The 24,617-nt window shown below is 42.7% G+C and carries 23 protein-coding genes; 13 read left to right on the top strand and 10 right to left on the bottom strand.

Annotated elements, in window-relative coordinates; all coding sequences use genetic code 11:
* Positions 1 to 153: 153 nt before the first annotated feature.
* The 3 genes from LLW17_RS08210 (at position 154) to LLW17_RS08200 (ending at position 2,031) form a co-directional block, all read left to right on the top strand.
* Positions 154 to 1,131 (top strand): TerC family protein, encoded by a 978-nt coding sequence (locus LLW17_RS08210; RefSeq protein WP_228229773.1) that lies wholly within the window; start codon positions 154 to 156, stop codon positions 1,129 to 1,131.
* 102 nt (positions 1,132 to 1,233) lie between these two features.
* Positions 1,234 to 1,539, top strand: a complete 306-nt coding sequence (gene hpf / locus LLW17_RS08205) for a ribosome hibernation-promoting factor, HPF/YfiA family (RefSeq protein ID WP_228229772.1) — start codon at positions 1,234 to 1,236, stop codon at positions 1,537 to 1,539.
* Positions 1,540 to 1,548: 9 nt separating this feature from the next.
* Positions 1,549 to 2,031: an arsenate reductase family protein gene (locus tag LLW17_RS08200; protein ID WP_228229771.1), complete on the top strand. Its 483-nt coding sequence runs from the start codon at positions 1,549 to 1,551 to the stop codon at positions 2,029 to 2,031.
* A gap of 76 nt (positions 2,032 to 2,107) precedes the next feature.
* On the opposite strand, the gene LLW17_RS08195 is transcribed toward LLW17_RS08200, so the two are convergent.
* From LLW17_RS08195 to LLW17_RS08170, 6 genes are all read right to left on the bottom strand, one after another.
* Entirely contained in the window at positions 2,108 to 2,476 is a 369-nt protein-coding gene (locus LLW17_RS08195) for a hypothetical protein (protein ID WP_228229770.1), read from the bottom strand.
* A gap of 3 nt (positions 2,477 to 2,479) precedes the next feature.
* Positions 2,480 to 3,079, bottom strand: a complete 600-nt coding sequence (locus LLW17_RS08190; protein WP_228229769.1) for a nitroreductase family protein — start codon at positions 3,077 to 3,079, stop codon at positions 2,480 to 2,482.
* 80 nt (positions 3,080 to 3,159) lie between these two features.
* Positions 3,160 to 3,411 (bottom strand): acyl carrier protein, encoded by a 252-nt coding sequence (locus LLW17_RS08185; protein WP_228229768.1) that lies wholly within the window; start codon positions 3,409 to 3,411, stop codon positions 3,160 to 3,162.
* An 84-nt stretch (positions 3,412 to 3,495) separates the two neighbouring features.
* Positions 3,496 to 4,770, bottom strand: a complete 1,275-nt coding sequence (locus LLW17_RS08180; protein ID WP_228229767.1) for a beta-ketoacyl-[acyl-carrier-protein] synthase family protein — start codon at positions 4,768 to 4,770, stop codon at positions 3,496 to 3,498.
* Entirely contained in the window at positions 4,757 to 5,212 is a 456-nt protein-coding gene (locus LLW17_RS08175) for a 3-hydroxyacyl-ACP dehydratase FabZ family protein (protein WP_228229766.1), read from the bottom strand. Before LLW17_RS08175 ends, LLW17_RS08180 begins: the two co-directional genes overlap by 14 nt.
* Before the next feature lie 3 nt (positions 5,213 to 5,215).
* A complete protein-coding gene (locus tag LLW17_RS08170; RefSeq protein WP_228229765.1) occupies positions 5,216 to 7,618 on the bottom strand; it encodes a zinc-dependent metalloprotease in 2,403 nt (800 codons plus the stop codon).
* A 197-nt stretch (positions 7,619 to 7,815) separates the two neighbouring features.
* Between LLW17_RS08170 and LLW17_RS08165 the strand changes: the two genes are divergently transcribed.
* The 6 genes from LLW17_RS08165 (at position 7,816) to LLW17_RS08140 (ending at position 15,581) form a co-directional block, all read left to right on the top strand.
* Complete coding sequence (locus LLW17_RS08165) at positions 7,816 to 9,288, top strand: circularly permuted type 2 ATP-grasp protein (protein ID WP_228229764.1); 1,473 nt, start codon at positions 7,816 to 7,818, stop codon at positions 9,286 to 9,288.
* 48 nt (positions 9,289 to 9,336) lie between these two features.
* A complete protein-coding gene (locus LLW17_RS08160; RefSeq protein WP_228229763.1) occupies positions 9,337 to 10,284 on the top strand; it encodes an alpha-E domain-containing protein in 948 nt (315 codons plus the stop codon).
* A 151-nt stretch (positions 10,285 to 10,435) separates the two neighbouring features.
* Complete coding sequence (locus LLW17_RS08155; protein ID WP_228229762.1) at positions 10,436 to 11,428, top strand: transglutaminase-like domain-containing protein; 993 nt, start codon at positions 10,436 to 10,438, stop codon at positions 11,426 to 11,428.
* A gap of 88 nt (positions 11,429 to 11,516) precedes the next feature.
* Positions 11,517 to 12,623: a peptide chain release factor 2 gene (gene prfB / locus LLW17_RS08150; RefSeq protein ID WP_228229761.1), complete on the top strand. Its 1,107-nt coding sequence runs from the start codon at positions 11,517 to 11,519 to the stop codon at positions 12,621 to 12,623.
* Positions 12,624 to 12,625: 2 nt separating this feature from the next.
* Positions 12,626 to 12,970, top strand: a complete 345-nt coding sequence (gene arsC / locus LLW17_RS08145) for an arsenate reductase (glutaredoxin) (protein WP_228229760.1) — start codon at positions 12,626 to 12,628, stop codon at positions 12,968 to 12,970.
* An 88-nt stretch (positions 12,971 to 13,058) separates the two neighbouring features.
* The gene (locus tag LLW17_RS08140) at positions 13,059 to 15,581 is read left to right on the top strand and encodes a TonB-dependent receptor (RefSeq protein WP_228229759.1); all 2,523 of its coding nucleotides are present in this window, start codon (positions 13,059 to 13,061) and stop codon (positions 15,579 to 15,581) included.
* 151 nt (positions 15,582 to 15,732) lie between these two features.
* On the opposite strand, the gene LLW17_RS08135 is transcribed toward LLW17_RS08140, so the two are convergent.
* The gene (locus LLW17_RS08135; RefSeq protein WP_099645042.1) at positions 15,733 to 15,906 is read right to left on the bottom strand and encodes a hypothetical protein; all 174 of its coding nucleotides are present in this window, start codon (positions 15,904 to 15,906) and stop codon (positions 15,733 to 15,735) included.
* Between the two features lie 149 nt (positions 15,907 to 16,055).
* Here LLW17_RS08135 and fumC point away from each other — a divergent pair, with 149 nt between their 5' ends.
* Together fumC and LLW17_RS08125 are read left to right on the top strand one after the other, a co-directional pair.
* Positions 16,056 to 17,450 (top strand): class II fumarate hydratase, encoded by a 1,395-nt coding sequence (gene fumC / locus LLW17_RS08130; protein WP_228229758.1) that lies wholly within the window; start codon positions 16,056 to 16,058, stop codon positions 17,448 to 17,450.
* Between the two features lie 204 nt (positions 17,451 to 17,654).
* Positions 17,655 to 17,882, top strand: a complete 228-nt coding sequence (locus tag LLW17_RS08125) for a hypothetical protein (protein WP_228229757.1) — start codon at positions 17,655 to 17,657, stop codon at positions 17,880 to 17,882.
* Between the two features lie 141 nt (positions 17,883 to 18,023).
* On the opposite strand, the gene LLW17_RS08120 is transcribed toward LLW17_RS08125, so the two are convergent.
* Positions 18,024 to 19,169, bottom strand: a complete 1,146-nt coding sequence (locus tag LLW17_RS08120) for a N(5)-(carboxyethyl)ornithine synthase (protein WP_228229756.1) — start codon at positions 19,167 to 19,169, stop codon at positions 18,024 to 18,026.
* Positions 19,170 to 19,725: 556 nt separating this feature from the next.
* Here LLW17_RS08120 and LLW17_RS08115 point away from each other — a divergent pair.
* Positions 19,726 to 20,094 (top strand): DMT family protein, encoded by a 369-nt coding sequence (locus LLW17_RS08115; RefSeq protein WP_228229755.1) that lies wholly within the window; start codon positions 19,726 to 19,728, stop codon positions 20,092 to 20,094.
* 5 nt (positions 20,095 to 20,099) lie between these two features.
* Complete coding sequence (locus tag LLW17_RS08110; RefSeq protein WP_228229754.1) at positions 20,100 to 20,657, top strand: DUF4256 domain-containing protein; 558 nt, start codon at positions 20,100 to 20,102, stop codon at positions 20,655 to 20,657.
* A gap of 114 nt (positions 20,658 to 20,771) precedes the next feature.
* Here the strand turns inward: LLW17_RS08110 and LLW17_RS08105 are convergent, their stop codons facing one another.
* On the bottom strand, positions 20,772 to 21,230 hold the full coding sequence (locus tag LLW17_RS08105; RefSeq protein WP_228229753.1) for an HAD family hydrolase: 459 nt from the start codon (positions 21,228 to 21,230) through the stop codon (positions 20,772 to 20,774).
* Between the two features lie 59 nt (positions 21,231 to 21,289).
* The gene (ccsA, locus tag LLW17_RS08100; RefSeq protein WP_228229752.1) at positions 21,290 to 24,535 is read right to left on the bottom strand and encodes a cytochrome c biogenesis protein CcsA; all 3,246 of its coding nucleotides are present in this window, start codon (positions 24,533 to 24,535) and stop codon (positions 21,290 to 21,292) included.
* Positions 24,536 to 24,617 lie beyond the last annotated feature (82 nt).

Below are 24,617 nucleotides of genomic sequence, written 5' to 3'. Positions count from 1 at the left end.
CAATTTAGAATCTATTACGCCATAAAGCTTTTAAACTATAGTATATTTAGACCTGATATAATTCAACCGGATCAGAAGCCGCAACCCCTTTAGTATCAAGGCTCTGATGCTTCATGAATACTTCAGGCATTTTAACCCTAAAATTATTTTTTTATGCTTATTTGGGCTCTTTTTATAGCTTTCATTCTCATCTGTCTTGCCCTTGACCTGGGTGTTTTCAATAAAAACGATCACGTCATTAAAAGTAAAGAGGCCGGTATCTGGACCGCAGTTTGGTTTACGCTGGCAATGGCTTTTAGCGGTATTATTTACTGGTTGTTTAATGCAGAGATGGTAGATAATCCCACGGGTATTTCGGCAAACACCGCCGTGCTCAAATACATTACCGGTTATCTCATCGAACTCTCCCTGAGTATTGACAACGTATTTGTGATCGCAGTAATCTTTTCCTCTTTTGCCATTCCGCCAAAATACCAGCATCGGGTATTGTTCTGGGGAATTCTGGGAGCCATCATTTTCAGAGCATTGATGATCGTTTTTGGTGTGGCGCTTATCAATAAGTTTGAATGGATTATCTATGTGTTTGGCGCGTTTCTGCTGTATACGGCCTATACCATGTTTAAATCAGATAATGATGAATATGATCCACAGGATTCTGCAATTTACAAATACATCAAGAAACTCTTTCCGGTTACCAACCGTATAGAAGGACACGCGTTTTTTCTTTTAGAAAACGGAAAAAATGCCGCCACTCCCCTGTTTCTGGCATTAATCGTTATTGAACTTACCGACATTTTATTTGCTCTGGACAGTATCCCCGCGATTCTGGCCATAACGGCAGATCCGTTTATTGTTTTTACTTCAAACATTTTTGCCATTCTTGGACTTCGGTCTATGTATTTCCTGATTTCAAGAATGATTCAGAAATTCCGTTTTATCAATTACAGCCTGGTGGTGATTCTCGCCTTTGTGGGACTTAAAATGATTTTCTCGCATATGATTGAAGTGCCCGAATGGTTGTCCCTGGCGGTGATTGTGGTTTCACTGGTAAGCGGGATTTTAGCTTCCATTTACATCAAACAGGACGAAAATCCTGAAAATCACACACCTGAGGCTGAAGAACTTCCCTAAAGTGTTAAGGCTTCGCTAACAGAGGTTATAAAGAAAGCCTAAAGTGCATTGAGTAGGCCCCGCTAATGTGTAACTTTAAGATAAATCAAAAAATTTCTATATATGAACATTAATTTTGAATACCACGATGTAACGGCCAGCGGTGCCCTTGAAGAATTTGCAAAAGAGCAGATTGAAAAACTCGTGCATAAATATGACTTTATCATACGCGCAGATGTTTTCTTTAAAATGGAAAATACCTCCAGCGATGAAACCGGAAAAATTGCCGGTATACGTTTAAGTGCTCCCGGCCCTCGCCTGTTTGCCGAACACAGTTCAAAAGACTTTTACGAGTCGGTAAAAACTACGGTACGCGAACTCGACAGCCAGTTGAAGAAGCGTAAAGAAAAAATGAAGTCTCACCACTAAACCCGGAATATGAAATCAATTGCAAGAGATGAAAATCAAATAACGCTGATTTACAACAGCCAGAATCACGTGGGTGAGCGTACGTTTGCACACGCATCTGCGATCAAGGATAAAGAGCTTCAGGCGATTGATATCGCCAAAACGCCCCTTACCGGAACCCAATGGGCCGAACTGGCTGATGGTTTAAATACCGATGTAAAAGGCTTGTTGAGTTTTGAAAACGTGTCTGATGATGACGAAATCAAAACTGCAGATTATGATGAGAATGATTATATCAAAATCATCGAGCACAGACCGGAGTTATTGGCGCATCCTATTCTTATTCACGGAGATGCGATGAAGCAAATCGTAAATCCTACCGAAGCTCAGGAATTTTTGGGTGTTGACAGCGCAGGCTTAGAAAAGAAAATGATGCACGAAGAGCCTACCATAAGCAGTACAACCAAAAAAGAACACTTTATAGAGAAGCCCGAAAAAGGCGATCACAATTAATACTGTTGATTGTTAGCATATAAAAAGCCCCGTACAAATTTTATACGGGGCTTTTTTATAGATGAAAGAGAGCGTATCAGTCCTTTTCTACAGTGTCGACAGGCTGAATTCCCGGCTTTATTTTTTCGTACAATTCAAATTGATACTCGGTGAGAATTTCACTCATCTTGCTACTTTCCTCAACATAAACACGGGTCAGATCTTCGAGTTTGGCCTTTCCGGATTTCTTTTGACTCACTTCCTCGCGCAAAAGCAGAAAATCTTCCAGACTCGATTTGAAAAGCAAGTCCTGCTTGGGAGTCATCCCCAGTTTGGCGGAATAAATCTGGGTCAAAGAATCTGCTGCCTTCTCAATATGTTGGGGCTTGACCTCATAATGCTGCACCTGAGCAACGGTGTTAAGGCTGAAAAAAACCAGCATCAATCCAAATACGATACGTTTCATAATCTAGCTTTTTGATTTAAAGTTTCCGTTAAAGGCAAAGTCTTCGATATCCATACGCGAACGTTTGGTTTCCAGCTCCTGTTCTCTCAACGATTCCGGAAGCTTCTCTACATCGCCCCCGTATCTGCCAAAAGCAACCGCGGTAGCAATGCCGTAATCATCGGTAAATTGAAATTCGCGATGGGCTTTTTCCTGATCAATACCACCCATTTGATGTGCGGCAATCCCGGTATGATTGGCCTGAATCACTACGTTGCCCATAAACAGACCTAAATCGTGAAGCGCGTGAAAATACTCCTCCCCGTCTTTATTGGTTTTCTTATAGGCCGTTACCATCAGTACCTGAGCATTTTTGGCCCAATCCTGATTAAAAGGAATCAGGCATTCCATAATGCGATCGTAAACCGCATCTCCCTTGAGGCCATAAATAACGCGCCAGGGCTGCTGATTGTAAGAACTTGAAGCCCATCTTCCTGCTTCCAGCAGTAATTTTACTTCAGATTCTGAAATGGGTTCGTCGTCAAAAGCACGCGGACTCCAGCGTGTTTTGATGTCTTCCATAATGTCATATTGGGTAGGTGTCGTTTTCTTGATTTTTTCCATGGTTACTTTTTATTGAAAGATAACCGATTTAAGGAGCTTTGCAGCGGTTTTTAACGACCCTTAACGCAGTGGCGGTAATTTTAACGAGTCGCTAACTTTTCGTCAATAAGCGCAATAGAGGCAGCAACCGTATCCATTTTGTTGAGTTCATCATCCTCAATGGTGATATCAAATGCATCTTCCACATCCAGCACAATATCTACCAGATGGGTAGAGTTGATGTTTAAATCATTCACCAAATGGCTCTGTGGTTCAATGCTTTCGGGATTTACATCTTCCGGCAGATAGGGTTTGATGATGTCTTTAAGTTTCGAATAGATTTCCTGATTCATAAGATTTTTAGTTTTCGCTGTTGCGAAATTTAGGGTGTTTGTTTCTAATTCAATTTGGTTTTTTTTCAGCTTCGAAAAAATCGCTTAAGACTGAAAGGTGCTAAAAATAAGACAACAGTTTACATCCCCAAAACCAAAACTGGCTTTTGCCAGAATATTAAACTGCAGATCGGTTTTGGTTCTGGGAATACGCGTCTCCGAAATTTGAGCTGCGATTGCAGGATGCACCTGCTCCAGATTGATGTTGGGGAACAAAAACTGATGCTTCAATTGTAATACCGAAGCCACACACTCAATACTGCCGCTGGCGGCCAGACAATGCCCGGTCATTCCTTTTAGCGAGTTGATATAAGGAAAATCTGCCCCCTTGCGCCCCAGAGCTTCGCTCCAGTTTTGTATTTCCAGGTCGTCTTTAGTGGTAGCCGTAAGATGCCCGTTGATCACATCTACAGCTGAAGCTTCAATCCCGGCATGAATTAGCGCATCACTGATGCAACGCTTCACCGCAATGGGATTAGGAGCCGTCATCGAGCCCTCCTGCCGCTGCCCGCCGCTGTTGCTGTGGCCACCCAAAATTTCGGCATAAATCGTCGCACCGCGCTGCTGAGCGCTTTCCAGGCTTTCTAAAACCAAAGCGCCCGCACCGCTTCCCGGTACAAAACCGCTGGCGTCTGCCGCCATAGGTCGGGAAGCTTTTGCCGGTTTGTCGTTGTATTTAGAAGGTAAAATGCGCAGGGCGTCAAAACCACACCACACATAAGGGCCGCCATCGCTGGTGCTTCCGGCCAGCATACGCTTTGCCTTCCCGTATTTGATACGCTCGTAAGCCAGTAAAACCGCCTCGGTACCGGTAGTACAGGCAGAAGAATTGGTAGTGACCAGATTGCCCAGACCGAGCATTCCGCCTAAATATGCGCTTACCCCGCTGCTCATGGTTTGCTGCACACTGGTACTGCCCAGGCGCCGGGTATTGCCCTCATCGACCTTATAAATGCTCTCCCGGTATTTGTCGACCCCTAAGGTGCCCACGCCAAAGATGGTCCCGCTGTCAAAATCGCACTGCTCATCATCAATCTTCAGGCCGGCATCCTGCCAGGCTTCAATCCCGGCAGCCACCCCATACAGAATACCTGCAGCATTAAAATTGCGCAGCTGTAAAGGCGTAAAATATTTGGATTTCACCGCTTCCGAAATAAGCGGCATCCCTCCTATCTGACAGGAAAAATTCAGTTTTTCGAGTTCGCTGTAAAAACGTATTCCGCTTTTACCGTTTTCAATCGCTTCTTTAAAGGCCGGTACACCCACCCCATTAGGAGCACAAACGCCCAGACCTGTTACTACCACTCTATGATTTTGCATCGCCGGGTTTTAAAATTCCTGAAAAAACACCCTGACAAACCACTTCTCCAGCAGCGTTGAGCATCTTAACCTGTGACTTTAACTTATGAAACCTAAAATATTCCAAATCAGAAACAACGGTAACATTTTCATTAGGAAAAACCGGCTTTAAAAACCGGGCCTGATGCTCAACCACAGCCACGGTTGCAGTTGATTTTAAATCGAAATTTTTATCGCGAAGCAGGTAAATGCCCAGGCTCACAAGTCCTATTTGCATCATACACTCAATCAGGATTACACCGGGTGTAACCGGAAAATTTACAAAGTGGCCTTTGTAAAAATCACAGGTATCTTTAAACATATACTCCCCTTTGATGTGTTTTTGAGAAACCTCGGTAATGCGGTCTACAAACAAAAACGGAGGTCCATAGGGTAGTTTCTGTACAATTTCTTCGTGGGTCATGAATTAATTATTTAGGCATTCAAAACTGCCAATAGGTGAACCATCGGGAATCTTAGGAGCCGAAACCGGCTTAAACTCGTCCGGATCTTCGATGAATTTTCCGATCTGCCAGGCCAGATAACGCACATCTGCATCTTCAAATTTTAAATTTTGCATTGCCAGGTCAGAAAGGCTTTTCAATACTGCTGCTTTTACCTGCGGAATGGCTTCAGGATTCACCATCAGTTGCTTCAAATGCTCTAAAACCCGGTAATTGATGCTGCGTTGCACTTCTGCCAGATAGGAATCATTCGGTTTTTGACCAAAGGTTTTAGCCGTCAGGGCATCTAAAACTTCCTGAAAGGCCGGAAGCTCTGCATCTACCGCATGCTGTGCTACCAGACGGTTTGCCCGCTCGGCATTCAGCAGAAAATCAAGTGTAAAATCGGCTGCGGTTTCAGCAGCACCCAGCGGATCAAAAGTGACACCGGTATTGCCCTTAAAGCTTTCACGGGTTCGGTTATATCCAAAAGCCCTTGGCGGAAACAAATCCAATTTGGACTTCGGGATGGCAAGCACTTCAGCATCAAGGGTTTTAAGTACCCCGTCAAGTGCTTCTTCCTGCTCTTTTGCCGAAACATAGCTTCGTATTTGCTGCTGTTCATCACCCCGTACCGCGTAGGTATAACGCAGGCCACCAATACGTTTTACCGCTGCTTCGGTTTGATACCTGTGGTAAAAATAGAGCGGCACAAACACATCCTCCAGAACCGTAAGCGGCTCCCCGCTGCGAATATTTGCTATGCTGAAATTTTGAATGGCTTTTTCGCGAAGCGCCAATACCGATTCGAGCTCTTTAGCGGCATTGGCTCCGTTATCCCATAAATGGGCATCAGGATGGGCACCATCTGCAGCCCGGGCATCGCTGTCTGTGATAAAGCGCAGTCCCTTAGCCTCAGCATCTTCCAAAACTTTATTTAGATACCAGGATTCGGTCATACCTTTAGGAACATCGCCATAACTGTAAGCCACGGTTACTTTATCCCAAACCCCTATTCCGGTAGCGTAAGCATCGCTAAAATCAACTACTCCGTTTTTAAGCTGAATCGCAGGATGCGGATAATCCATCACCGAAGCGCGGTCGTTAACACTGGCGGCAAAATTGTGCGCAAAACCAAGGGTGTGCCCTACTTCGTGTGCCGAAAGCTGGCGAATACGGGCCAGAGCAAGATCGAGCATAGGCTCATAATTATCATTAGATTCGGCAAAAGGTTGATTCATCAAAGCCTGAGCGATCATAAAATCCTGACGGATGCGCAAACTTCCCAAACTTACATGCCCCTTTAAAATCTCTCCGGTACGCGGATCGGTAACGCTGGCCCCATAACTCCAGCCGCGGGTGCTGCGGTGCACCCATTGAATGACATTGTAGCGCAAATCAAGCGGATCTGCATCTTCCGGCAGCATTTTAACCTGAAACGCATTCTGGTATCCTATACTTTCAAAAGCCTGATTCCACCAGCCTGCACCTTCCAGCAAAGCCGATCGCACCGGCTCGGGAGTACCGGGATCCAGATAGTAAATAATGGGTTCTACCGGCTCACTGACTTCAAGTTCGGGGTTTTTCTTTTCAAGCCGGTGTCTGATGATTAAGCGTTTGTCAATAGGTTCCTGAACCGGAGTAGCATAATCTTTGTATTGCGTGTAGATCGCACCGGAGCGCGGATCAAAGGCCCGAAGTTCATATCCCGCTTCAGGTAATTGCACAAAAGAATGGTGTTGAACTACCGAAATCAAGGAAGCATCCGGGGCAACACTGCGAAGCAGGCGCCCCTCAGGGCTGCCTTTAAATGTAAGCAAAGCCTCAAATTCCACATTTTTAGGGAAAGCTTTGGTATTCTCTAAAGCCAAAGCGCTTTTTTCCTTGTCGTATTTATAGGTACCCTCTTTATTGGCCTTAATGCGATCTGCAACGCCGTGTGCGTCTTCCATTAAAAAAGGCGTAAAGTCTATTATATAGGTACTGCCCTGAGTTTCTTTAATCTCAAAACCATATAAAACCGATTTGGCAAAGGCCTCCTCAACCGATTTTCGCTCGGCTTCGTTTTCTGTTACAGCACGGTAATCCTGATTGGGCTGCACCAGCAGCAGCTTGTTGCCCGCTTTAATGAATTCTACGATGGCTGTACCGCCCAACTGCCCACGATCGAGACCTATGTCGTTAGAACCCAGTCCGCTTTTAAGCGCATGGACATAGATAAATTCTTCATCGAGTTTGTCGACTTCCAGATAAATCGCATCGTTTTTTTCGTCGTAATGAAACTTAAAAAACCCATCCTGGGTCCTGAGATTTTTTTTGGTTTCCAAAAATTGCGCAGAGAGCGTATTCAGACAAAGCAGCAGTAAAACAGGAAGGAGTTTTTTCATTCTTTAGATATATGGCTTTAAAAATAACCAAAAAAAGCTGTAAAACGGCAGCAGCATATAGCTTCCTGAAAATTGCCGAATTCCGATTTACAAAAGAAAAAATTGTATTTATCTCAAAAAAAAGCAGTTATAAATATGTGAATGGTATGAGCTCTTTTGCTTTTTAATCCTTATTTTAACAACAAACTAATCACTACATGTCACAGTCACAAACCCAATCCATTTTTTCGTCCTACGAAAAAGACCCTAAGTTTTATGATGAAATTTTCGACGAAGACGGAAATGTAAAAAAGGTCTACCAAACCTTATTTGATTTATATAGTGGGCATTCCAGTCAGGATTATGCCCGGCTTAACGATAAGGCAAAAGCTTCCTTCTTCAATCAGGGAATTACATTTCAGGTTTATAGCGAGAATGAAGCCAAAGAAAAAATATTCCCTTTTGACCTCTTTCCCAGAATCATAGACCCCAAAGAATGGGAAGTCATAGAACGCGGTGTTCTGCAGCGCAGCAAGGCGCTCAACCACTTTATATGGGATATTTACCACGATAAAAAAATCATCAAGCAGGGTATTGTCCCGCTCGATCTCATTACATCATCAGCAAATTACCTGCATCAGATGATAGGAGTTGATCCTCCGGGAGGCATATACAATCACATTTCGGGAACCGATCTGATCAAACACAGTGATGGTAAATATTATGTGCTTGAAGACAACATACGTTGCCCAAGCGGGGTGAGTTATGTGATTTGTAACCGTACGGCCTTAAAACGGGCTTTGTTTGGCGTGTTTAATCATTATAACGCCCATACGGTCACCGATTATGCGCAAAACCTGCTCGAAATGATGGAAACCGTTAAGCCGCGAGGAGTAGATGAGCCCAACTGTGTAGTGATTACGCCGGGTGTTTACAACTCAGCTTATTACGAGCATTCGTATCTCGCAAAAGCTATGGGTGTTGAGCTGGTTGAAGGCCGGGATTTGTTTGTGGAGAATGATTTCGTTTATATGCAAACCATCAAGGGTCCCGAGCGTGTAGATGTGATTTACAGACGTATTGATGATGCATTTCTCGATCCGTTAGAGTTCAGACCCGATTCTGCTTTGGGTGTACCGGGCTTGTTTTCGGCCTATAAAAAAGGAAATGTATGTCTGGTCAATGCTCCGGGTACCGGCTTTGCAGACGATAAGGCCGTATATACCTATATGCCGCAAATCATTAAGTATTACCTCAATGAAGAGCCTATTCTCAATAACGTACACACCTACCACTGCAGTCGCCCTGACGAACTGAAATACGTGCTGGAAAATGTAGACAAGCTGGTGATCAAGCCGGTAGATGAAGCCGGAGGTTACGGCATCTCCATTGGTAACAGACTTACTAAAGAGGAGATTGAAAAAGTAAAGAAAACCATTCAGGCGAGTCCGCGTAAGTATATTGCGCAGCCCATTATGAGTCTTTCGGTACACGCGACCTATATTGAAGAAAGCGAGTCTTTTGAATCGCGGCATGTCGATCTGAGAACTTTTTGCCTGCTGGGCGCCAATAAAGAATTTGTCTTAAAAGGAGGACTCACCCGTGTGGCACTTAAAAAAGGCAATCTTATTGTAAACAGCTCACAGGGCGGCGGCTCTAAAGATACCTGGGTTTTAAAAAAGAAATCCTAAAAAACGAATTACACCACTAACCAAAAATCTTCTTAAAACTCATAATTTATGCTTGCACGAGTCGCTAATAATTTATTCTGGATGGGGCGCTATATTGAACGTTCTGAACATCTTGCGCGCTATCTAAACGTAAATTATTTCTCATCACTGGATGCTCCCAACGATAAATCCCAATCCCGAAACCACGTTCTTCACAGTTTGTTGTTTATGGCCAATGGTCCTGTTGATGAGGATTATGAGTTAACCGAAGAAAATGTATTTTACGATATAGGTTTAAATCCGGAAGCTCCCTACTCGATCATCAATGCGGTTAAGTATGCCCGGGAGAATGCCAATGGGGCGCGGGATCTTATCTCTACAGAACTGTATGAATCCCTGAATAAATTCTATCATTTTGTACTGCGCTACGACGCCGATTTTTTCGTAAGAAAAGGCCTGTATGACTTCACAACCCAGGTCACCGAAGCCACGGCGGTTTTACGCGGAAAAATCAGAGGTACGCTGTTGCATGACGAAGTTTATGCCATTATTATGCTGGGTGTAAATATCGAACGGGCTACTCAGGTAGTGCGTATCATTCAGGCTAAATATTACGATGCGCTAAATGCTCAGGGCGGGTATGATGATAAGTTCAGCAAGAGTTATGAATGGACAACGCTGCTAAAATGTATCGAATCTTACGATATGATGCGCCGGCATTACCGTAAAACCCCTACGAGCATTACCACGCTTGAATTTTTAATCCTCAATGACGATTGCCCGCGTTCGGTAATGAACAGTCTCGTACAGGTTAAAAAACACATTGAACAACTCAATCTGGATAAAAACCCACGAAAGGATTCCGCTGCATTTTTAATCGGAAGGACACACGCCGAATACTGCTACAAAACCATTGACACTATTGAAGGTAATATCGAATCCTTTATAGAAGACATTCAAAACACCTTATTTGAAATTGCAAAAAAAATAGAAAAAGAATACTTCCAGATTCGGTAATAAAAAACAGGTAATACGTATATTTTCAAAGAGCTATAGTCCCTCTGACTGAATTGTTTATAACTTCCGTCTTCAGGTAGTTGCCGTTGGTCGAATTAACTGAAAGAGAGCCATTGTTTTCTGTATTTTTGTATACTCTAAATCCCATAAAGTGGAATACACCATAAAATATAAGGCCAAAAATAGCTACGAGACTGAGGTTACTGATGCCTTGTGGCAATTTTTAATCGCTCCGCAGGACAACGAATCGCAAAAACTGCGTCTCGCTGAGTTTAAAAACTCCCTAAACGCGGCTACCGAAGAGTCTACAAATTCGCTAAACTTCAATATCTACCGCGTCATACAGCGCAAAGCCTTTAAATCAATTGATTTTGAAGCCAATTTTATTGTTCGTAAAGAAGAAGTAAACCCTTTTTCGGCCTTAGACAGTATTTACAATGCGGAGCATTACGAGCTGATCAACAGTCTGGATTTTAGAATTACCCATGAGCAATTCCTGAATTCGACCGAGCTTACCGGCTATCCCGGTGCCGGACTGAGTTTTGAATTTGAAGAAAACCGTTCGGTTTTTGACAATCTGCAACAGCTCAACAACTGGTTGTTTACAAACTTTAAATTCAAACAACAGGTTACAGATATCCGAAGCACCCCTGAAGATTTCGTAGCGCGTGGCGCAGGCGTGTGTCAGGATTTTACACACTTGTTTTTGGCCATTGCCCGAAAAAATAAAATCCCTACACGGTATACTTCCGGGTATCTGCATCAGGGAAATGGGTATAAAGGCGATTCTCAAATGCACGCCTGGGCAGAATGTTATATTCCCGAAAAAGGCTGGCTGGGCTTTGATCCCACCAATAACCTTATCGCTCTCGAAAACCACATCAAAGTGGCTCACGGCAAAGACTATAGCGATTGTTCACCCATTAAAGGCGTCCTGTACACCTCGTCTTCTACCAATTCTACCGAATACAGTGTAGAAGTGTTTGCCCGTGAAGAAAATGCGCCTGATGTTTTTACACAGTCTCAATCTCAGGGTTTTGACGATCGTGCAAATCAGCAGCAACTGGACTTTCAGATGCAATGGCAGCAGCAACAGCAACAGCAGCAACAACAACTACGCAAGCAGTTTAGCGCTAAATTCTAATCTATTTTACCGGTTTTGCAGAAGCTTCGCATTTTGTTAGGCCAGCTTTTGTACGGAAAATAGTAACTTTCGCAAAAGAGTATATACTATGACTACAAGCGATCAGGTCAAAGATCTTAAGCAACGCTTAGAAGCGTTACGCGTGCATTTAGGTATTGACCAGAAACGTATCGAAATACAAAACGAAGAGGAAAAAACCTTTGATCCCAATTTTTGGAACGACCCAAAAGAAGCCGAAATTTTTATGCGCAATCTGCGTGAAAAGAAAAATTGGGTTCAGGATTATGAAAAAGGTATTATCCTGACTGAAGAGCTTGAGGTTTTACTGGAGTTCCATAAAGAGGGAGAAGCTTCCGAAAGTGAGGTTAACAATCAGTACGAAAAAGCCAGCAAGCTTATTGAAGGTCTTGAATTTAAGAACATGCTTTCTGAAGAAGGTGACGATTTAAGCGCCGTGCTTCAGATTACTGCCGGTGCCGGTGGTACCGAAAGTTGTGACTGGGCCTCTATGCTGATGCGTATGTATCTGATGTGGAGCGAAAAAAACGGTTACAAAATCAAAGAACTCAACTACCAGGGAGGTGATGTAGCCGGGGTAAAAACGGTAACACTGGAAATCGACGGACCTTTCGCCTTTGGCTGGCTAAAAAGCGAAAATGGGGTGCACCGTCTGGTACGTATATCACCCTTTGACAGTAACGCCAAGCGGCATACCTCTTTTGCTTCGGTTTATGTTTACCCGCTGGCAGATGACAGTATTGAGATAGACATCAATCCGGCAGACATCAGCTGGGACTTTGCGCGTTCATCGGGCGCCGGTGGCCAAAATGTAAATAAGGTGGAAACCAAAGCTATCCTGACCCACCACCCTACCGGAATCGTTATTCACAATAGTGAAACCCGCTCACAGCTTGAAAACCGGGAAAAAGCCATGCAAATGCTGAAGTCTCAACTTTATGAGATTGAACTTAAAAAACGTCAGGCCGCACGTGATGAAATTGAAGCCGAGAAAAAAGCCATTGAATGGGGTTCTCAGATCCGCAATTACGTGTTGCACCCCTACAAACTTATAAAAGACGTACGTACGGGAGAAGAAACCGGAAACACCGATGCGGTTTTGGACGGTGATATTGACGCGTTTCTTAAAGCCTATCTGATGATGACCGGTCAAAAGGAAACCAGTAACGAATTGTAATTATGCTTAAAATCTATCATAACCCCAGATGCCGAAAAAGCCGTGAAGGTCTTGCTATTGTTGATGCTTCCGGTGAAGAATTTGAAATTGTAAAATATCTGGATAACCCACCCTCCTATCTGGAGCTGGCTGCAATTTTGGGAAAATTAAACCTAAAGCCCATTGAGCTTGTGCGTAAAAACGAAACTGTTTGGAAAGAACAATTCAAAAACAGAGAACTGTCTGACAAGGAAATCATTCAGGCGATGGTAGATCATCCCAAACTCATCGAGCGACCTATTGTTGTAAAAAACAATGAAGCTGTTGTAGGCCGACCTCCCGAAAACATTAACGAGCTGTTCAAATAATTTGAAACTCCTTTAACAGAATTTTAACCGCATCCCGGTTAAACCTATCTTATTATTCTAGTCTAACTAGCGAAACCAAAAATTGACTATGAATAAATTTATTTTGCTGACACTACTGTGTCTAAGCTCTTATGCCCTTTTCTCACAGCAAGGAAAAGATTTTGCCATTACCGGTAAAGTCGTAGATAAAGCTGCAGGAGTTCCTTTGGAATACGCGACGATTACTGTAAAAGATAAGAACAGCGCTCAGGATGTTGAAGGAGGAATTACAGATATGTCCGGTAATTTCAGAATCGAAGTACCCGCCGGGACCTATACCTTAAAAATTGAATACATTTCCTTTCAGCCTCTTAATATAGAGCGTACCATTAGCAGCGATTTAAATTTAGGTACAATTCAGCTCGAGTTTGCTGCTTCCGATCTGGAAGAAGTTACCGTAGTTGCCGAAACCACAACTGTTGATGTACGTCTGGACAAAAAGATTTACAACATTGGTAAAGATCTTACCACAGCCGGTGGTACCGTAAGCGATGCGCTTAATAATGTTCCTTCGGTTTCGGTTGACGTTGAAGGCGGTATCAGTTTACGCGGAAATGAAAACGTACGTATCCTCATTAACGGGAAGCCTTCTGCTCTTGCAGGTTTTGGAAGTACCGATGTTTTGGGACAGCTTCCGGCAGATGCCATAGAACGAGTAGAAGTAATCACTTCACCTTCTGCCCGTTACGATGCCGAAGGTACAGCAGGTATTTTAAATATCATTTTACGTAAAGAAAAAACGCTGGGCTTTAATGGTTCATTTCAGTTAAGCGGTGGCCACCCTGACAACGCCAGTGTTTCTTCCAACTTAAACTACCGTACTCAAAAGTTCAATATTTTCAACACTCTGGGTTATCGCTATCGCGAAAGTCCGGGTAATGCTTTTTTCGACACACGTTATTTCGAAGCACGTGAAGATGCTTTTCTGGACAATGTGCCTTACGACCGTAACGTGGAAGACCGAAAGTATGATCGTATAAACCGCGGCTTTAACGGAAACCTCGGACTTGAATATTACCTTAATGATCAGTCTTCTGTAACCGGTTCGGTTTTTTACCGTACAGGAAATGACGACGATTTAACCACAAACCAAAACGATTATTTTCTGGGTAACGACCCACGGGTAGGTACAATACGTCGTGAACTTCAAAATGAAGATGACGAGAGTTATCAGTTTGCCCTTAATTACGTTAATCGCTTTAACGATGAAGGTCATGAACTTACTGCAGACGTGCAGTATGACGTAGATCGTGAAGATCAACGTACGTTTATTAACGAGCCTGTGCGCTACAACAATTCTTCGGAAGCAGACATTGCCTTACCCCGTGAGGAAACCAATACGACCGAAAAACAACGAGAATATCTGTTTCAGGCAGATTATGTGCTGCCCATAGGTGACGACTCGCAATTTGAAGCCGGATACCGTGGAAATCTGGAAAATGAGGTGACTGATTATGAGTTGCGTCAGGAAGATAGCAATGGAAATTTGGTGATCAATGAAAACCAGACCAACATATTTGATTATACCCAGAACGTTCATGCACTTTACACCCAGTACGGAAGCAAATTTTTTGGAATGCTAAACGTATTGGTTGGTCTGCGTATGGAAAACACGACTATCAAAGGGAATATCACCTCGTTACTCAGCGAGCAGGAATTGCAGGAAGAATTTTCGTTCCCTATTGATACCGATTTCAATAATAATTATTTAGGCCTCTTCCCAACAGTCAATTTAATTTTAGAATTTGGAGAAGAAGAAAACCTTTCTTTTGGATACAACAGAAGGATCAACAGACCTAATGGCTGGTTTGTAAACCCTTTCCCTTCCCGCGATAGCCGTAATAACGTATTCCAGGGGAATCCCAATTTGGAGCCGGCTTTTTCAAATGCCTTTGATGTGGGTTATTTAAAACGTTGGGGGAAAGAAATTACATTCACTTCTTCTGTGTATTATCAGCGTGAGAGAGATGCATTTCAGCGCGTTCAGGAAGATGTTACCATTACCGGTCCCGGAGGTAATCCTACTCAGGTGATACGTAGTATTCCTATTAACCTGGCTACAAACGATCGTTTTGGTGCCGAAGCAGGCGTGCTTTACAATCCGGCAAAATGGTTGCGTCTTAATGGTAGTGTAAACTTCTTCCAGTTTAAACTGGATGGCGATTTTAACGGGCAGGATTACAGCCAGAAAAATACCAGTTGGTTTGGTCGTTTCAGTTCTAAAGTTACCCTTCCGGGAGCGATAGACTGGCAGACCAATATGTTCTACCGCGGTGCTTCTCAGGAAATACAGGGACGTCAGGACGGAATCCTATCTATTGACCTTGCCTTAAGTAAAGAACTTTTTGATGGCAGCACAACTATTTCTGCTAATGTAAGTGACTTGCTGAACTCAAGAAAAAGACAAAGCTTTACCAGCACAGAATTCTTTGAACAGGATAGCCAGTTTCAGTGGAGACAGCGCCAGATCAATGTTTCGCTGATTTACCGTTTTAACCAACAGCGTGAAGAGCGTAAACGAGGCAGAGGCGATTCAGAATATGGAGATGAAGAAGGCGATTTTCAGGGATAGCTAATTCCTATAAGACACTTGAAAAAAGGTCATTTCATTCATTTGAAATGACCTTTTTTAGTTGCATTAACTATCTGAATGTAACCTGTATAAAAGAAAAAGTCCATTCAATTACTGAATGGACTTTCAAACTTAAAATTATAATTGAATATTAGGAATTCTCACGTTTAAGACGTCTTTCCTCACGCATTTCTTCTAAACGCTCTTTGGCTGCGCCAAAAATCCAGTACGGAAGAATAGAAACTAAAAAAATCATCAACCAGAAACCGATGGTTAAAATGGTTAAAAAAGCAAGGAAGCCTAAGTATTGATCAAATTCAAACATAATATGGTTTTTGTCTTGTCGCAAATCTAGGGATTCTGTATTTAAAAATGCAAGACTTATTTTAATTTATAAACATTTTTATAACGAGCGGCAATCATCGTATTTAAAGCGAAACCGTTATTTTTGTTAGACTAAAAAACTACCGAAAAATGGAATATAGAATAGAAAAAGACACCCTGGGAGAAGTTAAGGTGCCTGCAGATAAAATCTGGGGTGCACAAACCGAACGTTCCCGCAATAATTTTAAAATTGGTAACCCGGCTTCTATGCCTATTGAAATCATCTACGGTTTCGCATATCTTAAAAAAGCAGCAGCCTACACCAATTGTGAATTAGGTGTCTTATCGGAAGAAAAAAGGGATTTGATCGCGCAGGTTTGCGATGAAATTTTAGAAGGGAAACACGATGACCAGTTCCCACTCGTGATCTGGCAAACCGGCTCAGGAACACAGAGCAATATGAATGTGAATGAAGTGATTGCAAACCGTGCACACCTTATCGCGGGTAAAAAACTGGGTGAAGGAGAAAAAACTCTTCAGCCTAACGACGATGTCAACAAGTCGCAATCGTCTAATGACACCTTCCCTACCGGCATGCATATCGCAGCCTATAAAAAGATTATGGAAGTAACCCTTCCGGGAGTAATCAAACTTAGAAATACACTTAAACAAAAGTCAGATGATTTTCGCGAAGTCGTAAAAATAGGGCGTACACACCTTATGGACGCTACTCCCCTTACCTTAGGACAGGAATTTTCGGGCTATGTTTCCCAACTGGATCACGGGATTAAAGCAGTTGAACATACGCTTGATCACCTTTCTGAACTGGCATTAGGCGGAACCGCTGTAGGAACCGGATTAAACACCCCTAAAGGATACGATAAACTGGTTGCAGATTACATCGCAAAATTTACCGGGCAACCCTTTAAAACCGCAGAGAATAAGTTTGAGGCCCTTGCCGCACACGATGCGATTGTAGAGTCTCACGGGGCTTTAAAACAACTTGCTGTTTCTCTAAATAAGATTGCCAATGACATCCGTATGCTGGCCAGCGGACCTCGCTCGGGTATTGGAGAAATCAACATTCCTGCAAATGAGCCCGGCTCATCGATTATGCCCGGTAAAGTAAATCCTACCCAGTGTGAGGCCATGACTATGGTTTGCGCTCAGGTAATTGGTAACGATATGGCTATCGCCGTTGGCGGGATGCAGGGACAGTATGAATTGAATGTTTTTAAACCGGTTATGGCAGCAAATCTGTTGCACAGCGCCCAGTTGCTGGGAGATGCCTGCGTCTCTTTTGAAGAGCATTGCGCTGCCGGAATAGAGCCCAACCATTCCCGTATAAAGACCATGCTCGATAATTCGTTAATGCTGGTTACGGCTTTGAACACTAAAATTGGATATTATAAGGCCGCCGAAATTGCAAATACAGCGCACGAAAACGGCACTACCCTTAAAGAAGAAGCGGTTAACCTGGGTTACGTTACCGCAGAAGAATTTGACGAATGGGTAAATCCTAAAGATATGGTGGGCGAACTCTAGGAGTTTACCAACACAATGCTAAAGGTGGTCTTTTTAGATCGCCTTTTTATTTTGATGTCTTTTAGATAAATAGTCTCCTATATACTTAAAATCAGGATTGCTAAAACTGCTGACTTTCAAACAGGATTTATTTAAGTTAATCCGGAGAAGTTTTTTAGATTAATACACACTCATTGAATTACCTTGTAAGACCAATCGGAAACTATGAAATTGAAATTAATTGCCTGTACTGCGCAACGCCCGGACAGGCGCGCCATAGCAAACTGTATTAATGAAATCGCCACGGGTATTGATACAGTATTAGCTCAGGAGTTAACCGAAATCCTGATCGAAGGTGATTCAATAGATCTTGAACTCACAGATAAAAATTCGGGTTCTGCATTACGAGCACTGCGAAAACTTAACATCGATTATGAGATTCAGGAATCCTGATAAAATTTAAGCCCTCTTCAAATTACCTTTAACGTGAAGGTCTTATTTGATTTTTGAAGAAAGCTTAATAATAGACTTTGGTTTCAATATACCATTAGGATCTATTTTTTCTGCTTGAAAAAAACTTACAAGCTTTAGAATTTAACCTAAAATAGCATGTGGGTAGGCAGATGCTCTATTCTGGAATCTCAGTATGTTATCTTTTACAACCACTCCCTCATCTATATTTATGGCATTTTCAAGGGTTTTATTTAATTGCCACTGCTTCCCGCCGCCCAGAAAATCGGGCAGATGCTCAATAAGTGCTGCAGAAATGCATCGTGATGCACTTTCCCAGTAATAGCTGGGCGTATGATCTACCGCGTAATAATCTATGCCATCAATTGCAATCATTGGATTTTTGAAAGTGGTTGGTTTAGCAAAATAAAATCCCATTCCTTCATCGCAACTCACATCAATGATAAGGGTTCCCGGTTTAAGTATAGATTTCTCCTCTTCAGTTACGTAATCGATGGGATCATCGGTATCCTGATAGGTATCATTTATAATAATATCAGATTCCTGAATAAGCACACTTAAGGGTTTTTGGAAACCATCGTGCTCTACCACCATCATTCTGGGTTCACCTGATTTACCTTTTTTCAAACGCGTATAATGCACGTCGAGCACTTCTTCCCGCACCTCGTGATCCGGTCGTTGTATACAGATGGTTATGTCTCTGAAGCCCATCGCTTTTAAGGCATAAATAGCCCCACGACTAACCGCTCCAAAACTGAAAATTATCACCTTGCGTTGATTGCCATAGTGCCCGTTAATACCTCGAAGTTGCAAGGCGTGTACAACTGCACAATATCCTGCCATTTCATTATTCTTATAAAAGGTATGCCTTCCCGCCTGCCCTTTGGGATTCCATACATACATATCCTCAAAGGCTATAAGGGTAAGTTTGCGATCTATAGCGCATTGCGTAATTAATTCCTGTTGCGCACAATGTGGGTAACCCCAGAGCAAACCACCTTCACGCAGACTTTTAAGGTCAGACAATACGGGCTTTGTTATTATTACGGAACCCAGGTCTTCCAATAGTTCTTTACGACTGGCAAACCCGCTGATGATCTCGCTAAGTTCTGCATCAGACACTTTAAAGGGCTCCCCATAGCCCTTTTCAAATATAAGCCGGCGGCAGATTGCCTCGGGTAAACGCTTAAGATGATCGGGATGTATGGGTACGCGGCGTTCATCTGCTTTATGAGAAGTAGCTATTACACCAAGGTAAGGTATTGTCATTTTTGAATAAGTTATAGGAGTCTGTTTTAAAACAAACAAATAAGTTAAAGGCTAAGCCAGCTCGTTGCCGGCAGTAGGTAAACCGGAGAAAGACTCCGGGATCGCAAAAAGAAGTAGCAAGAGCGCTGCTATAAAAATTAGCGCCTGGTTTTTAATAAGGTAAGCCATTAGCACTGCAGGCAGCAAGACATGGGAACGAATTGGGAAAGTAAAATCTGTTGAAAAGACCAACTTTCGCTATTTAACAACCTGCCAAAAAAAACAGCTTACCAGTGTAGAATCTCTTGAAAGGAAAAAACTCGACGTTTCACACCCTACGACAGTACTGGTAATTAAGATACAGTACAGTAAATCGGCTAAATCCGGGGGCTAAACCCAAAATATATAAAGGGCGAACTCAAAGAGTTTACCAACACAATGCTGAAGGCGGTCGGTCTTTTTAGATCGCCTTTTTTGTTTTTGAGACCAAATATGTTGCAAATCCTGTACGCTCAAACTACATTTATAATCAATATCTAAACCTAATTTCTGCGCTTACGTTGATTACTTGCGTCCTATGAAAGCACTAACTACCATAGCTTTACTCATTTTAAGCAACTCCTTTATGGTTGTTGCCTGGTATGGCCATCTCAAATTTTCAGAATTAAAATGGTTCAGCAGGCTGGGCCTTGTAGCCATCATTCTCATCAGCTGGGGCATTGCGCTCTTTGAATACATCTTTCAGGTGCCGGCAAACCGAATGGGTTTTAAGGAAAACGGCGGACCCTTTTCGTTAATTCAGCTCAAGGTTATTCAGGAAGTGATTACGCTGGTGGTTTTTGCAGTATTCACCCTGCTTGTTTTTAAGACGGAAACCTTCCGCCTTAATCACATTATTTCTTTTCTGTTTTTGATTGGGGCAGTATATTTCATGTTTAAAAAGTAACAACTATGGCATCACCAAAGATTCTTAGCGATACCAATTCGTTTCTGGAGCTTCTGCAAAAGCGCTTTGAACGTAATTCCTCACATTTTGAAGGGATTGAATGGAATAAAATTGAAAATCGACTGCTTCAGAGTCCCGAAAAACTAAACTGTATTTTCCAACTGGAGCAAACCGGCGGCGAACCTTCCCTGCTGGAATACGATTCTAAAAAGGACATCTGCACTTTTTGCGATTTTGCTGCGGAAAGTCCGGTAGAGCGTCGCAGTCTGTGCTACGATGACGAAGCTCTCGAATCCCGGAAGAAATTTAAACCAGCCGGAAGCGCTAAAGCGAAAGCTGAAGAAATGGGTGCCGAATTGATCAGCGAACAGGAATACCTGAAACTGCAAGGTATACAGGCAGTCGATATCAAAACCTCAAGCTGGATCAACACGCCTGGCGAAATGCGTAAACTGGGCGGAGCCTTATTTGGGGATAACCGCTTCGGGCGTATATTTTTCTACCACAACGGCGCAGAATCCTACTATGCCGGACGCGGCTTCAGGTGTGTCGTCCGGGTGTGAGTTGGGGTATTTGTTAGTGGTTAAAAAGTTATTAGGTTATTTGAAACAAGCTTCCAAGATGAAACATTTGGATTTCGAGCCCGTCGAAACAAGACCAAACCACAAACAGCACTATCAACAATAGCTACATAGAGTATTTAGCTCCTTAACAATTTTTTCAATCCAATTTTTATCATTCGGTTCTATTATAATTGCTTTAAAATTATGTTGTTCCGATTCTATTCCAACACCTTTTGAATCGTCAATATGAACGTCAAATCCAAAAATTGGCGGAAACTTGGATGAGTTTATTTTTCGACTCTTTAATAAAAGCTGATTTTCAGTTTGATTAACAATTCGGTCAACTGTAATACCATAATATTTTAAAGTCCGCCTTATTCTTCTTTTTGTTCGAAATGACGTTGTATAAATGTGCACACTGTGACCCTGATTTTTTAAGTCGTTAATTAATTTAGGAGCTCCTTCCCGTATTTCTTCAATTCCAAAGATTTTGGCTAATCTGCTGCATTTTTCAGTTTTAAACTCTATTCCATTAGGAATTAATGTACTATCAAGATCAAAACTGATATTCATTGACTAAATATTTCCAGGTAATCAAATAATAATAACAATAGTAATAACCAATAAACTACCTACTTCTTATAAAATTTCTTGTATTTAGGATAGGCGATTAAGGCAAACAGAATCACTCCTCCAAAAATCATCAGCGCCCGGTTCAGGTTTAAAATATTGTCCCCACTGGCATAACTGTGCAGACCTGCCAACCAGAAGTTTACCCCAAAATAGGTCATTAAAATACTGCCGTAGGCTAAAACAGACATCAGGTTAAACAACCATTTTCCACGTAAGCCGGGTACCAGTCGCATGTGAATGACAAAAGCGTAGATCATAATACTGATGAGCGCCCAGGTTTCTTTAGGATCCCAGCCCCAGTAACGTCCCCAACTCTCATTGGCCCACTGTCCACCCAGGAAATTCCCGATGGTCAGCATCACAAGACCTACCGTGAGAGACATCTCATTGATGATGGTAAGCTCCCTGATATTGAGATCCATCCGGGTTTTGTTTTTAGTATTGGTAAGCAAAATCAAAAGTAAAGACACCAGCCCCAGAATCATTCCGAGTGTTAGGGGTCCGTAACTTCCAACAATCACTGCCACGTGTATCATCAGCCAGTAACTGTCAAGAACCGGTTGCAGGTTTGAAATTGCAGGATTTAGCCAGTTCATACTCGCTCCCCATAAAATAAAACCGGCTACAAAAGCCGTACTCGCGATGGTAAGCGAACTTTTTCGGCCGAAGGCCAAACCAAAAAACATGGTTGCCCAACCCACATACAAAACCGATTCATAAGCGTTACTCCAGGGCGCATGACCCGAGATATACCAGCGCCAGATGAGACCCAGTGTGTGCAGACCAAATAAAATAAGAATCGCCACGGCGCCCACACCCACCATACTTTTAATAAAGCGATTGTCTTTAAATATGCGTACGATAACGAAAACAAACATAAACACACTGGCCAACAGGTACATCCAATACAGCTTGGTAAAAATATCGTGTTCGTTGTAGAATACTTCGGCATCAATTTTATCTTCAGAAGGCATGACCTCGCTCCCGTATTTCTGCTGAAAGCTCTTAATACTCTTGATAAAGGTATCTGCTTTAGAAAAGTCTCCGGTTTGGTTTCCTTCCCGCAAAGCGGAAAAATACAGCGGAAGAATTTGTTTGGTATACAGCGAATCCATACCCTTAAACCCGGCTTCGTTGAGTTCGGGATAGGAAACCCATTTGTTGTTTTCATCGCCGATTAATGGGAAAATTTTCAGGATTTCACCACTTACTGCACGATTTAATAAGCCTAAACGTTCTGCGATGTCAATAAAATCTTTATCGAAACTGTTTTTGACTTCGGCCTGATACGCGCTGGTGATATAGGGATCTAATTTGTTGCGCCCCATTTCATCAATAAAATCTAAGGCACTTACATACTTTTGATCTTTTGGCACCCCAATGATCCCACGAATACTATCATTAGCAGGTTTCAGGTAAATAAAATCTACGTTGTACCAAAAAAACGGAGTCTCAACCATAGAGAGGAAAACCTGATCTGCGGTAAGCCCTTCGTACTTGTCGCTTCGGCTTAGTTTACGCAGCAGGAGACTGGAAAAGGTGTTTACCGGCATCATACGCCCGCCATCATCCTGAATAACCAGTTTACCAAATTTGGCCGCTTCTTCCGCCGGTACTTTATTGGCCATCAAAACCGAGTCAATCTCTGCCTTTGTAGGCAATTGATGCGCTTCTTCTTCCTCTGCCAGAGTCGCGGTACCCGGTATAAAATCCTTTGGCTGCTCATCAACAACCTTGGTATTTCCATTTTCAACGATTACTTTTTGTTCCTGCGCATTAAGCGTTCCGCCCAAAGCAAAAAGAACCGCGAGCACGCTAAGTTTAGCTTTTTTAGCTTTAACCTTATCTAAACGCACTTTCAAGTCACCAAAACGGCTTCCTTTATCAAACAAAATAATCATCAGACCCAGATACAGCAGAAAATACCCGATGTACGTAATCCAGGTGCCCACTGCATCGTGATTTACAGAGAGTATGGTACCGAGCTCGTCGGGATCAAAACTGGCCTGGAAGAACCTATAGCCTTTGTGATCTAACACATGGTTCATATAAATCTCGTAATCAAACTGCTCTTCGGGAGTGTCGATTACGGTAATTTCGCTTTCATAAGAAGAATACGCATTGGTGGTACCCGGATAGCGCTCGGCAATAAAATCATTCAGTTTGATCGCAAAGGGCAGCTCTACCGCCTGACTACCATAAGCCAGGTGAAACTTAAGATCGCCTATTTCGGCATCAACCATTTGATTATTATAGCCTTTACCGCCTAACAGGCCTACGGTCTCTTCCCCGTCTGGCGTTTTAATGTTTACAAACAAAGCATCCTGCTGTCCTTTCTGTTTTGGAAATGCCTCAACAATCCCATTTTTACCCTTTAGCACCGGTTCAGGAAATACAAACTGCATCCCGGCAACCTGATATAAAGCACGCAGTTTTAATTCCTGCACGCTGTCTTTGACCACTTCAAAATCTTCCTGAGTAGCCATTACCCGTGTAGAACCGGCAAATGGCGTTTTAATGGTATAGTTTTCACCATCGTAACCAATGTTAATGGCTCCTTCTGTAGGGTTATTTAGGGCAAAAAGTACATTGTGAATACTGGCAACCTGACCCTCCTCGATATAGTGCTCATGGCGCGTACCATCACCGGCTTCTACGATTTTCAATTGGGCAATTCCGTCAGGATCTTCAATAAGCCCCTCTTCTGCCCCGTCAATAAACTTAGCGAACGATATAGTCACGGGTTTTCCGTCAAAATCAGTTTCCCAGTCAAAGCTGTTATCGAGACGTGTAGAAAGATTTAAACGTTTGGGTTCAAGCTTGCGGCGCATCGGTTCACCATTGCGTTCCCCGTCAATAAACACCTGCAGATAGGTTTTTTCACTTAAAAAGGTATTTTGAGTCTCGCCTTCGCGAATGGGCATTACCCCTTCAAAACCCATATAACGCGTCCACGCGGCACCAAAAATGATCAGAATAAAAGAAAGATGAAAAACCAGTGTAGACCATTTTTCTTTGCGCCAAAGTTTAAAGCGCCAGATATTACCCACAAAGTTTACTATAAAGAGGAGATGAATGAGTTCAAACCACCAGGCTTCGTAAACCAGTTCTCGGGTGTAAGGTGTTGGGGAAGTTTCCTGGCCGGCATCGAGTATGGTACCTGTAGCCATGGCTACAGCATAAACAATAAATAAAACGGCCATTAATCGGGTAGAAAACAGGAAATCTGCGATGCGTTTTTGCATGATACGTATTGCAATTTTTTTATGGCGCGAAGTTACGAAACAAAAGCCCATTAATAAAGCTTTAACGACTTCTATTGCCCAG

This window comes from Leeuwenhoekiella parthenopeia (assembly GCF_020782115.1).
GTDB lineage: Bacteria > Bacteroidota > Bacteroidia > Flavobacteriales > Flavobacteriaceae > Leeuwenhoekiella > Leeuwenhoekiella parthenopeia.
Note: the sequence above shows the minus strand (reverse complement) of the source record. Positions and strands in the feature narration are given on the sequence as shown.

Coding starts and splice junctions, on each gene's coding strand:
- LLW17_RS08210 (WP_228229773.1), top strand. CDS start 154: ATGCTTATTTGGGCTCTTTTTATAGCTTTCATTCTCATCTGTCTTGCC.
- hpf (WP_228229772.1), top strand. CDS start 1,234: ATGAACATTAATTTTGAATACCACGATGTAACGGCCAGCGGTGCCCTT.
- LLW17_RS08200 (WP_228229771.1), top strand. CDS start 1,549: ATGAAATCAATTGCAAGAGATGAAAATCAAATAACGCTGATTTACAAC.
- LLW17_RS08195 (WP_228229770.1), bottom strand. CDS start 2,476: ATGAAACGTATCGTATTTGGATTGATGCTGGTTTTTTTCAGCCTTAAC.
- LLW17_RS08190 (WP_228229769.1), bottom strand. CDS start 3,079: ATGGAAAAAATCAAGAAAACGACACCTACCCAATATGACATTATGGAA.
- LLW17_RS08185 (WP_228229768.1), bottom strand. CDS start 3,411: ATGAATCAGGAAATCTATTCGAAACTTAAAGACATCATCAAACCCTAT.
- LLW17_RS08180 (WP_228229767.1), bottom strand. CDS start 4,770: ATGCAAAATCATAGAGTGGTAGTAACAGGTCTGGGCGTTTGTGCTCCT.
- LLW17_RS08175 (WP_228229766.1), bottom strand. CDS start 5,212: ATGACCCACGAAGAAATTGTACAGAAACTACCCTATGGACCTCCGTTT.
- LLW17_RS08170 (WP_228229765.1), bottom strand. CDS start 7,618: ATGAAAAAACTCCTTCCTGTTTTACTGCTGCTTTGTCTGAATACGCTC.
- LLW17_RS08165 (WP_228229764.1), top strand. CDS start 7,816: ATGTCACAGTCACAAACCCAATCCATTTTTTCGTCCTACGAAAAAGAC.
- LLW17_RS08160 (WP_228229763.1), top strand. CDS start 9,337: ATGCTTGCACGAGTCGCTAATAATTTATTCTGGATGGGGCGCTATATT.
- prfB (WP_228229761.1), top strand. CDS start 11,517: ATGACTACAAGCGATCAGGTCAAAGATCTTAAGCAACGCTTAGAAGCG.
- arsC (WP_228229760.1), top strand. CDS start 12,626: ATGCTTAAAATCTATCATAACCCCAGATGCCGAAAAAGCCGTGAAGGT.
- LLW17_RS08140 (WP_228229759.1), top strand. CDS start 13,059: ATGAATAAATTTATTTTGCTGACACTACTGTGTCTAAGCTCTTATGCC.
- LLW17_RS08135 (WP_099645042.1), bottom strand. CDS start 15,906: ATGTTTGAATTTGATCAATACTTAGGCTTCCTTGCTTTTTTAACCATT.
- fumC (WP_228229758.1), top strand. CDS start 16,056: ATGGAATATAGAATAGAAAAAGACACCCTGGGAGAAGTTAAGGTGCCT.
- LLW17_RS08125 (WP_228229757.1), top strand. CDS start 17,655: ATGAAATTGAAATTAATTGCCTGTACTGCGCAACGCCCGGACAGGCGC.
- LLW17_RS08120 (WP_228229756.1), bottom strand. CDS start 19,169: ATGACAATACCTTACCTTGGTGTAATAGCTACTTCTCATAAAGCAGAT.
- LLW17_RS08115 (WP_228229755.1), top strand. CDS start 19,726: ATGAAAGCACTAACTACCATAGCTTTACTCATTTTAAGCAACTCCTTT.
- LLW17_RS08110 (WP_228229754.1), top strand. CDS start 20,100: ATGGCATCACCAAAGATTCTTAGCGATACCAATTCGTTTCTGGAGCTT.
- LLW17_RS08105 (WP_228229753.1), bottom strand. CDS start 21,230: ATGAATATCAGTTTTGATCTTGATAGTACATTAATTCCTAATGGAATA.
- ccsA (WP_228229752.1), bottom strand. CDS start 24,535: ATGCAAAAACGCATCGCAGATTTCCTGTTTTCTACCCGATTAATGGCC.